14 protein-coding genes and 2 riboswitches are annotated in these 13,394 nt (G+C 43.3%); of the genes, 4 read left to right on the top strand and 10 right to left on the bottom strand.

Annotation, left to right across the window (positions count from 1 at the left end; translation table 11 throughout):
- Window positions 1–62 precede the first annotated feature (62 nt).
- Together NYE25_RS21525 and tadA are read right to left on the bottom strand one after the other, a co-directional pair.
- The gene (locus tag NYE25_RS21525; RefSeq protein WP_076286889.1) at window positions 63–632 is read right to left on the bottom strand and encodes a GNAT family N-acetyltransferase; all 570 of its coding nucleotides are present in this window, start codon (window positions 630–632) and stop codon (window positions 63–65) included.
- On the bottom strand, window positions 633–1,148 hold the full coding sequence (tadA, locus tag NYE25_RS21530) for a tRNA adenosine(34) deaminase TadA (protein ID WP_256721116.1): 516 nt from the start codon (window positions 1,146–1,148) through the stop codon (window positions 633–635). It abuts the gene before it with no gap.
- A gap of 408 nt (window positions 1,149–1,556) precedes the next feature.
- On the opposite strand from tadA, the gene NYE25_RS21535 reads away from it, so the two are divergent.
- A complete protein-coding gene (locus tag NYE25_RS21535; protein ID WP_076301050.1) occupies window positions 1,557–3,884 on the top strand; it encodes a sensor histidine kinase in 2,328 nt (775 codons plus the stop codon).
- Entirely contained in the window at window positions 3,874–4,575 is a 702-nt protein-coding gene (gene rluF, locus NYE25_RS21540) for a 23S rRNA pseudouridine(2604) synthase RluF (RefSeq protein ID WP_341053378.1), read from the top strand. The genes NYE25_RS21535 and rluF overlap by 11 nt, the downstream gene beginning before the upstream one ends.
- A gap of 99 nt (window positions 4,576–4,674) precedes the next feature.
- Here rluF and motB read toward each other — a convergent pair whose 3' ends face one another.
- Window positions 4,675–5,493: a flagellar motor protein MotB gene (gene motB, locus NYE25_RS21545; RefSeq protein ID WP_042183946.1), complete on the bottom strand. Its 819-nt coding sequence runs from the start codon at window positions 5,491–5,493 to the stop codon at window positions 4,675–4,677.
- Window positions 5,477–6,280: a flagellar motor stator protein MotA gene (motA, locus tag NYE25_RS21550; protein ID WP_042123206.1), complete on the bottom strand. Its 804-nt coding sequence runs from the start codon at window positions 6,278–6,280 to the stop codon at window positions 5,477–5,479. The genes motB and motA overlap by 17 nt, the downstream gene beginning before the upstream one ends.
- A 206-nt stretch (window positions 6,281–6,486) precedes the next feature.
- Here motA and NYE25_RS21555 point away from each other — a divergent pair, with 206 nt between their 5' ends.
- Window positions 6,487–6,780: a hypothetical protein gene (locus tag NYE25_RS21555; protein WP_042131745.1), complete on the top strand. Its 294-nt coding sequence runs from the start codon at window positions 6,487–6,489 to the stop codon at window positions 6,778–6,780.
- A 228-nt stretch (window positions 6,781–7,008) separates the two neighbouring features.
- Window positions 7,009–7,296 (top strand): 4a-hydroxytetrahydrobiopterin dehydratase, encoded by a 288-nt coding sequence (locus NYE25_RS21560; RefSeq protein WP_042123209.1) that lies wholly within the window; start codon window positions 7,009–7,011, stop codon window positions 7,294–7,296.
- Between the two features lie 91 nt (window positions 7,297–7,387).
- Here NYE25_RS21560 and NYE25_RS21565 read toward each other — a convergent pair whose 3' ends face one another.
- The 6 genes from NYE25_RS21565 to NYE25_RS21590 form a co-directional block, all read right to left on the bottom strand.
- A complete protein-coding gene (locus NYE25_RS21565; RefSeq protein WP_042183950.1) occupies window positions 7,388–7,744 on the bottom strand; it encodes a c-type cytochrome in 357 nt (118 codons plus the stop codon).
- A gap of 127 nt (window positions 7,745–7,871) precedes the next feature.
- A complete protein-coding gene (locus tag NYE25_RS21570; protein ID WP_341146800.1) occupies window positions 7,872–8,357 on the bottom strand; it encodes a GNAT family N-acetyltransferase in 486 nt (161 codons plus the stop codon).
- Window positions 8,358–8,612: 255 nt separating this feature from the next.
- A complete protein-coding gene (locus NYE25_RS21575; protein WP_042183954.1) occupies window positions 8,613–9,104 on the bottom strand; it encodes a C40 family peptidase in 492 nt (163 codons plus the stop codon).
- Window positions 9,105–9,109: 5 nt separating this feature from the next.
- Window positions 9,110–9,251: riboswitch (cyclic di-AMP (ydaO/yuaA leader) on the bottom strand.
- A gap of 359 nt (window positions 9,252–9,610) precedes the next feature.
- Entirely contained in the window at window positions 9,611–10,039 is a 429-nt protein-coding gene (locus NYE25_RS21580; protein ID WP_042193080.1) for a C40 family peptidase, read from the bottom strand.
- A 53-nt stretch (window positions 10,040–10,092) separates the two neighbouring features.
- Window positions 10,093–10,231: riboswitch (cyclic di-AMP (ydaO/yuaA leader) on the bottom strand.
- 214 nt (window positions 10,232–10,445) lie between these two features.
- A complete protein-coding gene (locus tag NYE25_RS21585) occupies window positions 10,446–11,276 on the bottom strand; it encodes a hypothetical protein (RefSeq protein ID WP_341146801.1) in 831 nt (276 codons plus the stop codon).
- A gap of 11 nt (window positions 11,277–11,287) precedes the next feature.
- Window positions 11,288–13,294 (bottom strand): M1 family metallopeptidase, encoded by a 2,007-nt coding sequence (locus NYE25_RS21590; protein WP_341146802.1) that lies wholly within the window; start codon window positions 13,292–13,294, stop codon window positions 11,288–11,290.
- Window positions 13,295–13,394: the final 100 nt, after the last annotated feature.

The following is a 13,394-nucleotide window of genomic DNA, read 5'->3' on the forward strand; positions in this document are numbered from 1 at the left end:
CGCCCATGCGGGTCTTTTTTTAGGAAAAAAAGTAGCACTCTTTCCTGCGACAATGCAGAATCTTATTTCCGTTCCTCAGTCAGCACATCTTCGGTTAAGATTGCGTAGGTTTGGTGATCCTGCCACTGTCCATTTATTTTAAGATACTGACGAGCAATCCCTTCAGGTTTGAACCCACTCTTCTCCAGGACTCTTCGGGAAGCTTCATTATGCAATAAAATAGCTGCTTGAACTCTATGTAGACCTAAGGCCCGGAACGCATAGCCAAGGACTAATCCGACTGCTGCTGTCATATAACCTTGTCCTTGCATCCGATGATCCATTAAATATCCTAAATCAGCATATTGTGCTATACCTCGTGAGACGTTGGACAATGTGATCTGACCGATTAGCTGTCCATCCAGCAGATAAATGCCGAACATATAAGCTCTGTCCAGTAGGGCGTCCTCAATACGCTGATTGATGATCTGTTGTTGACTCTCCAGGGTAAAGAAGTGCTCATCACGTTTTGGCTCAAACGGTTCGTGGGTTACCCGGTTATTTAAACGAAGCTCCAGCAGGCTCTGTGCATCCTTAAGCTCAAGTGGAGAAATATAGATGCCTTGAGAGGTATGATATAGAGTAAGGGTCATTTAGGAGTCCTCCTTTTGTTTTATTGGCTTTTTACGTAAACGGCGAAAGAAGGAGGTGAGTAGATCTGCACATTCTTCTTGTAAAACACCCTGTATTACCTCAGTTCTATGATTAAATCGCGGCTCTTCAAGCAAGTTCATGAGGGTCCCGGCACATCCAGCTTTAGGGTCAGGCGTTCCATATACCGTGAGAGGCACTCTGGACTGCACTATTGCTCCTGCACACATCGGACAAGGTTCTAGGGTGACGTACAGCTGGCAATCCAGCAGACGCCAAGAATTCATGACATTGCTGGCCTCACGAATGGCTACCATCTCTGCATGGGCTGTCGAATCCATTGTCGTTTCTCGTAAATTGTATCCACGTCCTATAATTTCACCATGTCGAACAATGACAGCACCAATAGGAACCTCACCTAATGCCTCAGCTTTACGTGCTTCTGCGATCGCCTGCCTCATCCAATATTCATGAACCGCTTGTATATCTTCTGGCGATTCATTGGCTTTAATATTCAAGATCATCTTCCCTTCTTCTGTAACCATTGTACAACGAACAAATATTCGTTCTTAACAAAATGTGCATAACTCTGTGGATAACCGCCTACTTATGCACATTTTTGTACACATCGTTTTATAATAAAATGTTTATATGTGCATAAGCTGTGGATGGTTTCTTAAAATATAAGAAAGTATAAGTTTCACGCTATACTTTGTCCTTATATTTCGCGCTTAAACGCTTCCCGTCCATATAAGGACGCCGAAGGCATTTATACTTGTATATTGTAGAGAAAGACCTTTTGAATTTCAATATTCTTGAATTGGAACGCTACATTGAAATGTCTTTTCAAATGTGAGGGCAAAAGGTATGATGTTTATTGTAGGCCCCGCAAGGATTTACCAGTGGATAAGAGGTGAACAAACAGTTTGTCCATAAAGACAAAACTATCTGCTATTATTTTTGGGGCGGTGTTGCTAATTTTAGCACTGAACCTGACATTTAACCTTTATGCCGCCCAAAATAATCTACGGAATGAAAGCATTAATAATATGCAACTAACCGCTATGCAAATGGCCGTTTCTGTAGAACAAAGTAACTATAGCTCTAACTATGTAGAATATCAAATTGCGCATAATTTAAGGATGGCGGCTATCTTTGCCTCCGAGGAGCTGGACCCCGACTATAGGAATGTGACGAATGAAGAACTTAAGGCCCTAACTTCCAAGGTGGGCGTGTCTAATATTTCAATTCTGGTAAAGACTGATAACGATATTGTAATAGCGAGGTCTTCGCTACCTAGTGATATTGGGGTGTCCACAAAGGACTGGGGGTACTGGTATCTGGCCTTTTTGGAGTTGTTCGATAATCAGGAGGTATCCGTGGGTCAGGGGCAGGCCATGGACCATTTTTGGTCAGGCCCTTTTGATTATTCAACCTACAATCTCGATTTCATTGAAAAGTGGGGATATTACCATGATGAAGAGAGCAACTACATCATAAATCCTGTTATTCTCAATACTGCAGCCAGCGACTATGTCAAGATTACCAATCCCGATCAAATCGCAGCGCAGACTAAAGAAGCTAATCCAGGGATCTTAGAACTCACAGGATTTAACCCAGTAACATTTGGCTCAGCAAGTATGAAGGCTGACGGAACTGACACATTGAATAAGAATCTTGGTAACCGTCCCATTAAGTACGGCACCTATACTTATGGTAATGTGGAGCAGGATAGAACAGCGATTCTATTGGCTCAGGAGAAGCAGAAGCCGGTTACACTGGAGACGAAAGTGCTTGGAAAAAGAGTGCTCAAAAGCTTCATCCCTATCCAATCTCCTGGACTGAAAGCTTATGTGATTGGAGTCGTTTTGGATTACTCCGTGATTTCATCTGTGGTTCATGAACAATTAATTAATAATCTGACAACTTCACTGTTATTACTTACATTATTCTTGTTATGTAGTTACATACTGTCTGGATTTGTTACTCGTCCTATTCAGGCGATACTTGCCAAAGTGAACGATGTAGCCAAAGGGAAATTCGAGCCTCCACTTAAGGTAACTAGCCGGGATGAGTTAGGGCAACTGGCACTACGAATCAACGCTATGACGGCTCATCTCATGCAGCGCACTAATCGACTCAAACAGACACTGGAAGAGAACCGAGCAGTTAAGGAGCATTTGGAATCGGTCATTAATGGAACCTCTGATGCGATACATACCATCGATATGGACGGCCGAATTACTAGTACGAACAGAGCCTTCGAAGAACTGTATGGATGGAGTGCCAAAGAGGTGCTAGGGAATAAGCCTTACCTTGTGCCTGCGACAGCGCTTAAGCAGGAGGAAGAGCGGCTTGATGCGTTAAAGAGTGGTGCGGTTCTACCACCAATTGAAACCGTAAGACTTAAACGTGATGGAGCAATTGTTGAAGTTAGTGTTAGTACCTCAGTGATTCGTGATGAAGACGGGTATCCACATTCCTTTATTCACGTCTCACGTGATATGACGGAACGTAACCGAATGGAGGAACTGCTTAGACGCTCTGAGAAGCTGACTACAGTTGGCCAATTAGCCGCGGGAGTAGCTCATGAGATTCGTAATCCTCTTACGACGCTAAAAGGATTTCTGCAGCTTCAACAAGAAAAGCAGATTTTGGTCCCCCTCCATATTGAACTGATGTTGTCCGAGCTCGAGCGGATTAATCTGATCGTAAGTGAATTTTTAATTTTGGCCAAGCCTCAAGCTGTTCATTTTCAGGAAAAAGATGTGCGGGATATCCTTGGTGATGTGGTTTCTCTATTAGACAGTCAAGCTCATTTGTTTGGGATTCAGTTTAGTGCGACATTCTCTGAATATCCATCCACCGTTCATTGTGAAGTGAACCAGCTAAAGCAGGTGTTTATTAACATCGTCAAAAATGCTATTGAAGCTATGCCTGATGGTGGTGTGATTTCAATGGAGTTAAGAAATACCTTGGATTCTGTCTTCATTCTTATTTCAGATCAAGGCGAAGGAATTCCTAAGGATATGCTGCCTAAGCTGGGTGAGCCCTTCTTCACCAATAAGGAGTCGGGAACAGGCTTAGGGCTAATGATTAGCCAACGTATTATTCAGGCTCATAAGGGTCATTTGGAAATACAAAGTGAAGTGGGTCAAGGGACAACTGTTATGATTAAGCTGCCTGCAGCTGGTACGGATACCCCTTGGCTTAATATTAAGGATGAACGGAGTGAAGGACAACGTGAGAATTAATAAATTCATCAGTGAGACAGGGTACTGTTCACGCCGTGAAGCAGATAAGCTGGTGGAAGGTGGTAGAGTTACGATCAACGGACAACCTGCTGTGCTTGGCAGTCAGGCCGTTCCAGGCGATGATGTGAGAATAGATGGTGTTGCGCTTGAAACATCAAGCCAGACGGTTTACATTGCGTTAAACAAGCCAGTGGGTATCACTTCAACTACAGAGCAGCATATTAAGGGGAATATTGTTGATTTTGTAGGTCATCATGAGCGAATCTTCCCGATTGGGCGTCTCGATAAGGATTCAGAAGGATTGATTCTGCTTACTAACGATGGGGACATCGTTAACAAGATTTTACGGGCCGAAGGTCGGCATGAAAAAGAGTATGTTGTTACTGTAGACAGACCGATTACGCCATCATTTATTACCGGCATGTCCAGCGGCGTAAAGATATTAGGTGAGAAGACGCTACCTTGTGAGGTCACTCGTATTACAGAGCGTGTATTCCGTATTATTTTGACGGAGGGTAAGAATCGTCAGATCCGCCGTATGTGCAGCGCTTTTGGCTACGAGGTTAGAAAGCTTCAACGCATTCGGATTATGAATATTCGTCTAGGGGCATTACAAACAGGAGAATGGCGTGAGCTGTCTGCTGAAGAGAAGCAAGAACTTGGAGCTACACTGAACTACGAACTTCTATAACCTAGAAGAGCCTAGATTTGAATACAATGTATCAAAAAAGAGCTGTTCCATCGGTCTAAGACCTTGGGACAGCTCTTTATGCTTGTAATAGGATAACCATTATTCATCGGAAGGAGCAATACCTGAGAACTCTTTGGTTTCTTGATATTTACGAATAATGGATACTTCAACCCGGCGGTTCTTACTTCGTCCAACAGCTGTAGTATTTTCAGAAATGGGGTGGTATTCCCCGTATCCAATCGCACTAAATTTCCGTGGATTCAGGTTCGTATTTGTTAGCAAAATCTTCATGAACTGAAGGGCGCGATCGGCGCTCAGGTCCCAGTTGGAAGAATAGTCGCTATTAGAGATAGGGATATTATCGGTATGTCCTTGCACGACTACATCATAATCCGGGAATTGCTGCAGCATGGTTGAGATGGACTTTGCTAATTGCCGAGAATCATCTTTAACTACTGCCTGTCCGGATGCGAACAGTGCGTTATCACTTATCGTAATCATAAGTTGGGATTGATTGAGCTTAGTGCTGAGTAGATCGGTAAGGCCGTTCTTGCTGATATATTGATCAAACTGCTTCTTAAGCTTCTCTAAATCCTCTTGTTCCTTTTGCCGCAGCTTAGCCATTTCTGTTTGTTCATTTTTCTTGGTTACTGATTTATCCATTTGATCATTTTTTCCTAAATCCTCTTGACTCTTAGATGGCATTGCCGCCCGCTCTTCAAGAACACCTGTACCGCCATTAAGAGCAGAACTGAAGGCTTGACTCATCTCTTCGAATTTTTTGGCATCCGTTGCACTCATAGAATACATTACGATGAACAAGGCTACCAGAAGGGTCATAAGATCAGAATAAGGCAGTAGCCACGATTCATCGGCGTGTTCTTCATGCTCTTCGTGTCGTCTAGTCTTTTTGCTCACCCGATCCACTCTCCTTCTCATCATTTAACTTAGCTCGTTCCGAAGGTGTCAGGAAGACAGCAAGCTTCTGATTGATGGCAATAGTGGATACACCGGATTGTATGGACAAAAGACCTTCGACCATCATCATTCGAACTTCAATTTCACGTTTGGAAAGTCGTTTTAGCTTATTGGCAATAGGATGCCATAATACGTAACCTGTAAAGATACCGAGTAGTGTTGCGATGAAGGCCGCCCCGATTGCTGCAGCCAATTTGTTCATATCACTCATATCAGCCAGAGCGGCGATAAGTCCGATAACAGCCCCGAGCACGCCAAGTGTAGGAGCATACATACCTGCTTGTGTGAAAATGAGTGCGCCTGCTTTATGTCTATCCTCTGTGGCGTGGATGTCCTCCATGAGAACATCGCGGACAAAGTCCTGATCATTCCCATCAATAATCATCCGCATGCCGTTTCTGAGGAAGTTATCTTCTATTTCATCGACTTTAGACTCAAGAGCCAGTAGACCTTCACGCCGTGTAATAGAAGCCCATTCCATGAACATAGTAATTAATTCGGATTTACTGATTAATTTCTTTTTGACAAAAATTATTTTAAACAGACTTGGAATCTTTTTGACCTCCGAGATTGGAAAGGCCATAAAGATGGAGGCCGCCGTCCCCACTAAGATAATAACGTAAGCAGCGGGTGTGGCTAAAGCGTGAAGAGGAGCGTGCTTGAGGATCATACCCCAAATTACTGCAACTAGACCAAAAATTAAACCGAGTATTGTTGAAATTTCCATTATGCACCTCGTCCATGAGATTATAAGATGTGTTCCGACAAAGCCGCGTATATCATCCTTGAAACAGCGGCAAGGCACTCTGTTCGAAACCGAATAACGTATATTCTTATTTATCGACATCATTCCGTTTTTTGTGAAGTCATTTTTTCGGCTATAATGGATAAGGTAAGTAATTATTCATCTGTGGAGAAAACGGAGTGATACATGTGGGTGTAAAGCATGGTAGAGATTACGGTGAAATCCTAACGGATTTGACTGAGGCTGTCGGAAGAATTTCCGATGGGTACTTATTTTTTGAAATGGATCCGGAAGAGTGGCAAGAATTGCCGCAGGAATCCAAGATGGAGGTATGGGAGGCACTGGCTGAGGATCTTTTCTTCGCGCTGGGTAATGAACCTATGATTGAGGTGGGGAGCGGCGTTATCATCTACGATAAGGACACGCACCGCATTAATATTTTAGTCGGAGAAGAGGATTTAGCCTCTGTTGTTTTGATTTAAGAAGAAGGGGCCGCGGGGCGTAATTTGCCCGTAGTTAGTAGCCCGTGTTAAAATTGGTGTAGCCGAGTTATAATCGCTGGGATTCTTGAATACATTTAATCGAAAATATTGCCTTTATCCTGGCACATCCCTTGGACCTCAGAAGCTAAGGGATGTTTTGTTTAACGAATAAGACGAGTAAAGGTACCTGCGGATTTTACTGCAATTTTTAGTAAGGGAGGAAACGAATTGTTATTTACCGAAGAAGAACTGCGTGAGCAGATCAGCAAGCTGGAAGGTTGGAAGCTGGAAGAGAATACCATGGTGCGAAAATATATGTTCAGCCAATATATGAAGGGTATTGCTTTCGTTGATGAAGTAGCCACCATTTCAGAAGCCTTTGATCACCATCCACATATTACGATTGATTATAAGACAGTGACTTTACGACTGAAATCAAATGAGGAAGACGGTATTACAGCTCTAGATATTCGAGAGGCACATGAATTTAATGAAGCCTTTGAGAAAAATCGTTAGTGTCACCTAAACTCATAAATAAACGCCCGTGCGCAGATAGTGAACTATCTTCTGGCACGGGCGTTTTTAGTTGCTTAGGTAGTAGTTACTGTTACTTTTTCTCTGAGAGCCAGAGGGCGACGTTTGCAATCTCCTCAGGGGCTAGCTTTTCTTTAAAGGAAGGCATTTGACCTCGTCCTTTAGTGACGATACTGTAGATTTCTTCAGCATCATGCTGACCGCCTTCATTTTGAAGACTGGGTCCAACTCCACCTTGAAGCTGATCGCCGTGACAGGTGATACAGCTGGCTTTCACGGTTGCTTCGGCCTTTGCCGCATCCAATTGGACTTCCGGCATCGTCGGCTTATTCTGTTCAGCTACCTCTTCTTTACCTGGAAGTGTAAACATAAGTACTACCGCAAAGGCACAGGCGGCAAAAAACAAACCGCTCATGATCCATTTCTGCATCCCAGTTCGTCCCTTCTATGTAAGCTGCTCCCTACATTATAGCTCAAGGTGAAGCGTTATCATAGGGTTTGTGACAAAAAAATGAACGATAATGCCATCAAATCATTGAAAAATATGGAATTTAATATTATTTATCATAGACCATGCAATAAAAAGGTTTGTTTCCTGTGGGGGTTAGGCGCTCATACGTATCGGTAATCGTAAATCCACACTTTTGGTAAGTTCGGATTGCCCGCTGGTTCCAGGTCAATACCTCTAGATCAATCTCACGCTCAGGATAACGAATTAAGGCTGCTTGCACGATTGCATCCATGAATATTTTTCCTAGACCTTGACCGCATAGATCAGGGCGCATACCAATCCCCAAGCGAACAACACCTTCCAATGGAAACAACTGCGCGAATCCACACAAAATCCCTTGCCCATTTAAGATGGAGACATATTGCTCATTCCGTAGCTGAGGGTCACCGAACTCGATTCCAAGAGCCTGCATTTGCTCCCACGGCATCCAGCCGTAAATATTATAAGGGGCAGTGTAATCCCAGTTGCAAATCTCTTCCGCGTGACTGGTCTCCATAGGCGCTACATGAAAAGTAACAGAGGGATTTATCATAAGGTCAAGGACCTCCTTTCACGGGGGAACTTTAAATGTCTTATATTTCTAGCTTAAAATACTTATGGTCCTTATAAGGACATCGAAGGCGTTTATGCTTGTAACTAATTATATACAAAAAGAGGCATGGTCGACTCAGAAATTTATGAGGATTATTGTTTTACAAATTCTGAGAGGGGTAAATACTAAATAAGACAAAAAACAAGCTCTTCCCCAAGAATCAACATCTTGGAAAAGAGCCTATGTACGATTTACTTATTGAACATCATCATTATCTTCTGTCTCAGAAGCAACAGAATGATAAGCATCCGTGCTCATAATTCGTTTAGCACCGATGTAGCGTTTCACGTAGTAGCTATCACTCAGGGAGCTAATCGTTACACCGCGTGAGGAAGATGCGTGTGCAAACTTGCCTTCACCGACATAAATACCGACATGGGAGACACCCTTACCACTTGTATTGAAGAATACAAGATCTCCAGATCTTAAATCATCTTGGGAGATAGCAGTGCCCATTTGATACTGGGAACCTGATTGGTGTGGTAGGTTTATACCAATTTTATCAAATACATACATTGTAAATCCGGAGCAATCAAATCCATTTGTGGAGATGCCGCCGGATACGTACTTAGTTCCGATGGTCTTGTCGATCACTTTATCCATTTTGGAATCCGCGAAAGCGCTTCCTGCTCCGATGGTGAAAATAATGGAAAAGCTAAGTACTGCTGCTGCTAGCTTCTTCTTCAAAAGTTTATACCCCTTCCGGATGCCTACGAGGTTAGCTTAAGGGTTCGGTTGAAGGTCCCCTATGACCCCTCTAAAAATGGAGGTCAATTCACCCAAAGTTGGTTCCCCCGTTTTCCTAATAGTTAGGAAACTCGGCTGATACTGTTGATTAGGAATAGCTTGTAATCAATACATGACAAAACCTTTGTAAATAACAACTTAATGATTACAAAAATGTTACTAAAATCTTACTGCAGTTATTGTAACAAACAGAGTGCCGCTTGGCAATCGTTTTTAACATAATCATGCAGAAAAATTCGTTTTTTTAAAGACAAAATGCATATGTAAGCGATAATATTAAACTAATTTTTATATTTATTGAAATTTTTATCAAATAAAAGTGTTTAAAGTCCGTTCTAGAGGTGTAAAGAATATAATAAGGCAAAAGAAAACCTGGATTCGATTAAGTCAATAATCAAACCCAGGTCTATATAATGTAATTGTGAGGTTATAGTTGTGGGGAAGTATTAATCGTAGGCTATAGCTTGATATGAGGAAGTACTCATTACTCTTTTAGCACCAACGTAGCGATTGGCCCAGTAGGACTGGCTAAGTGAAGTGATGGTCACGCCATATGAAGATGATGATTGTGCGAATTTTCCGTTTCCAACATAAATGCCGACATGGGATACGCCGTTGCCCAATGTGTTAAAGAAAACTAGGTCACCTGAACGTAATTTACTTTTGGCTACAGGAGTTCCGACATTATATTGAGCTTTTGAAGTACGGGGCAAAGAAAGACCCACCTTCTTGAATACATACGTAGTAAATCCAGAACAGTCAAACCCGGCAGTGCTAGTGCCTCCGGTTTTATAGGCAACTCCAATTGTCTTTGAAATAACACTGTCCATCTTAGAATCTGCAAAGGCACTTCCTCCACCAATAGAGAACGCCATCACAAGTCCTAGCGCCGCAGCGACGCATGCTTTTCTTAAATTCTTCAAAAAAATTGTACCCCTTCCAATGCCTGTGAGGTTAGCTTAAGGATTCGGTAGAAGGTTCCCCTATGATCACTGCAAAGCGAGATCAATTCACCCAAAATATGGTTCCCCCACTTCCCGGTGCAAGGAATTCGGCGTTTTATGCACCAGATAGTGACTTATCGACATGACTACGACAAATACATGAAGTTATGTAGAAATCGTTTCAAATGATTACAAACTTGTTACCAATGGAACAGGACTTATTGTAACAAAGTCTTTACGATTTTGCAAATCCTCATAATTTGTCTATAACGCGAAAGAGTCCCAACTCCTGATTCAGGAACCGGGACTCTTATATTATGTTCTGTAATGTTTCAAATTATTGTGGAAATGCTTTACTGTGCCATAGATGATATTGAGCCGAAATTCCCCACATTTTGAAGAGTGTTGAGGGCAGTGATGAAAGTTGACGAATAAGAAGCGCTGGTAGGCCAGGACAGAAGATACCCGTTAGTCCGCACACTAGCAAAAGGATCAGGCCTGCTGCACCAAGTATGATTGAAATTCCTATTGCCGGAATCAGCGACTTCAAGCAAACGAATAAGGAGGAGAACATCCCCGTGCCGCTGGTATAACCAAACTGCATATATAGAAGGAACAGGCGCACGATAAAGATGTATATAAGCCATGCCAATACGTATGGAACTAGATGAAGTAACAAAGAGTAGTTCAGAAAGGAGGACAAGAATAGCCCGTACATTTTTGGAGCAAGCCAGTATAACGGAAGTAGAGCCAGCGCCCATTCGATTAGACTGAAGATAAACACTGGAAATCCATAAAGCTTCATACCTGGAAAAAAGAACAGGCCACGCTCTCCTTTTCGCTCCTGATGGAGTTCATGCAGTAATCCTGCCCTTATGAAGGGGGAGAGTAGCAGTCGTAAGACAACAAGCCCTAGGAACATCCATAACCAAGTACGTATCGCAGGATCTGTGTTCAAGCTGAACTGCCCTTCGACATAATAGAGTAGTCTGCCCATTCCGCTGCCTCCAGCGTCTTTATCTGGATAACGCAGTAGAATTGGAACGATAGCAGACCGGATGAAGCCGTACATAAAGTAGCCCCAGAGCAGTCGGTAGATGAAGAGCAGAATCAGAATATAAAATTGCTCCTTCATGCTTTGCCAGCCGCGGGTTATCGATGTTCTCACAATCATTCACCTCACCAGACAAGAGTTCCGAGCACGGTTTCAACTAGTTTAGTTACACTTAATGTCCAGCGGGAGAGCGTTTTGGGCTCTATTTCCGCCAGTCTGAAGTTATTAAGATGTTTGTTTTCTAACAGAATGGTATGCTCAGGATCAACCTCAGCAGAGAGCAGAAGCTTATCGCTTAACAATTGGAAGGTAGTCTCTGCTCCTTCACCGCTCCAGACCCGCTCTGTAGCAGAGCCATCGGCGAATGTGAATTTAATGGGAACGTCAACGTAATGGCTCCCTTTGTTTGTAATCTTTACTATGGATTCATAGCTCTGAGCATCGCTGTTGCCATTCTTTTTAATCGTAATCGTATCTACTGAGAAATCAGGAGCACCACCACCATAAATATAATCTTCGAAATAAGGCTGCCATGATTTTTTGGTTACCTTCTCAATGACTTTTTGAAAATCAGACGTAGTGGGGTGCTGGAAACGGAATTTACGTGCGTAAGTGGACATGATGCTGTTCATTGCCTTAGTGCCTACTTGGCGTTCAATATCCTTAAGTACTAGCTTTCCGCGAATATACACATTCCGGCTATAGGATTCTGCCCCGGCATATTTCCATGTTTCTAAATTTAGCGGCTCTGATTTGGTCACCAAGCTGGACTGAAGAGAGAGATTCGTTTTGATGCCATATTCTTGCTCCATGAGTCTGTCTTCAGCATAAGAAGTGAAGCTTTCATCTAGCCAAGCCTCTTCGAATTCATTGCTGGCTACCATGCCGTAAAAGTATTGATGGCCAATTTCATGAACGACGGTTCTTTCAAGTGAGGTGTCAGGAGAAGAGTCTGTGGCTCCAAACGCTGTAATGAGTGTTGGATACTCCATTCCTCCAGCCCCATTCCCCTCCTTAGGCGGAACGATAATAGACAGAGTCGAGTAGGGATAAGGACCATACCATTTGCTGAAGTAGGTCAGAGCTGCCTTAGCGGCCTGAAGGTATCGTTCCTTTAAGTCTTTGTGTAATGGATCGAGATACACCTTAATCCGTACACCAGGCACTTCTGGCGTAGAGAAGGCTTCTTCGGCTACTGTAAAATCAGGGGATGCCGCCCACGCAAAGTCATGGACATCGTCAGCGTAGAACTGATATATTTTCTGATCCTGCTTTAGCTTGGCATTCTTCACAGGAAATCCGGTCGCAGCTACCGTGTAGTCGGAAGGAACCGCAATCGTTACATTAAAGATGCCAAAATCGCTGTAAAATTCAGAGGTGCCGTGGTACTGATGCAAATCCCAGCCTTCCTCCTTAACCCCGCGTGTGCCCATAGGCTCGTATACACTAAGTTTAGGGAACCATTGCCCAGCCATCACGAAATTGCCTGATGCGCCCATACGGGCAAATATTTTGGGGAGCTGGACCTCGTACTGGAGTTTAAGCGTGACACTTTCTCCACCATTAACCGGCTGTGGGAGATGTATCTTTAGGAGTGTCTTATCGTTGACGTTACCATCATCGGGTTGTACAAATTGCACTCTTTGCATTAGTGATGTTCCTTCTGTTGTGCGCAAATCGGTTAAAGTCATACTTCCGAAGCCGTTCTCTGGCATGGTGTCACCTCTGAGCGTTCCTCCGGACTCCTTCATAAAGGTAGTATCTGATGAAGCAAAAGCATTTGGATACATATGAAAATATAGATCACTTACCGGTTTTACACCGGGGTGTGTCCAGGTTACCGTCTCAGAAGCGATTAAGGTTTCTGTATCAGGAACAAGCTGAACATCGATGTGATACTCGACAACTCGTTGACTTAATGCCTCTTCTGCTGGAACGGGGGCGCTTTCAGGCAGTGTCTGTTGTGGTGCAGCTGCAGGAGCTATACCGCTTGAGGACTTGGCCTCTTTTGAAACAAAGCTAGTAACAGAAGATGTGGAGTTATCCCCCGAATAGACCCATATGCCTCCTAATAGCACGAGGGTGGCCAGGGTCGCAAAGATGATGATGTACCTTAATGACAGTGACTTCATAGTGTGATTCCTCCCGTGACAAGCATCTACGGGATGTATATGTTTGCAATCGCCGCATTATTAGCTAAAATTAAATTATTCGTAAGAGGAAGGGTGTGCA

This window comes from Paenibacillus sp. FSL E2-8871 (assembly GCF_038000345.1).
Taxonomy (GTDB): domain Bacteria; phylum Bacillota; class Bacilli; order Paenibacillales; family Paenibacillaceae; genus Paenibacillus_AQ.

Bases quoted from the DNA above. Each gene is read 5' to 3' on its own strand.
- NYE25_RS21525 (WP_076286889.1), bottom strand. From the start codon at position 632: ATGACCCTTACTCTATATCATACCTCTCAAGGCATCTATATTTCTCCA.
- motA (WP_042123206.1), bottom strand. From the start codon at position 6,280: ATGGAAATTTCAACAATACTCGGTTTAATTTTTGGTCTAGTTGCAGTA.
- NYE25_RS21565 (WP_042183950.1), bottom strand. From the start codon at position 7,744: ATGCAGAAATGGATCATGAGCGGTTTGTTTTTTGCCGCCTGTGCCTTT.
- NYE25_RS21570 (WP_341146800.1), bottom strand. From the start codon at position 8,357: ATGATAAATCCCTCTGTTACTTTTCATGTAGCGCCTATGGAGACCAGT.
- NYE25_RS21580 (WP_042193080.1), bottom strand. From the start codon at position 10,039: ATGGCGTTCTCTATTGGTGGAGGAAGTGCCTTTGCAGATTCTAAGATG.
- NYE25_RS21590 (WP_341146802.1), bottom strand. From the start codon at position 13,294: ATGAAGTCACTGTCATTAAGGTACATCATCATCTTTGCGACCCTGGCC.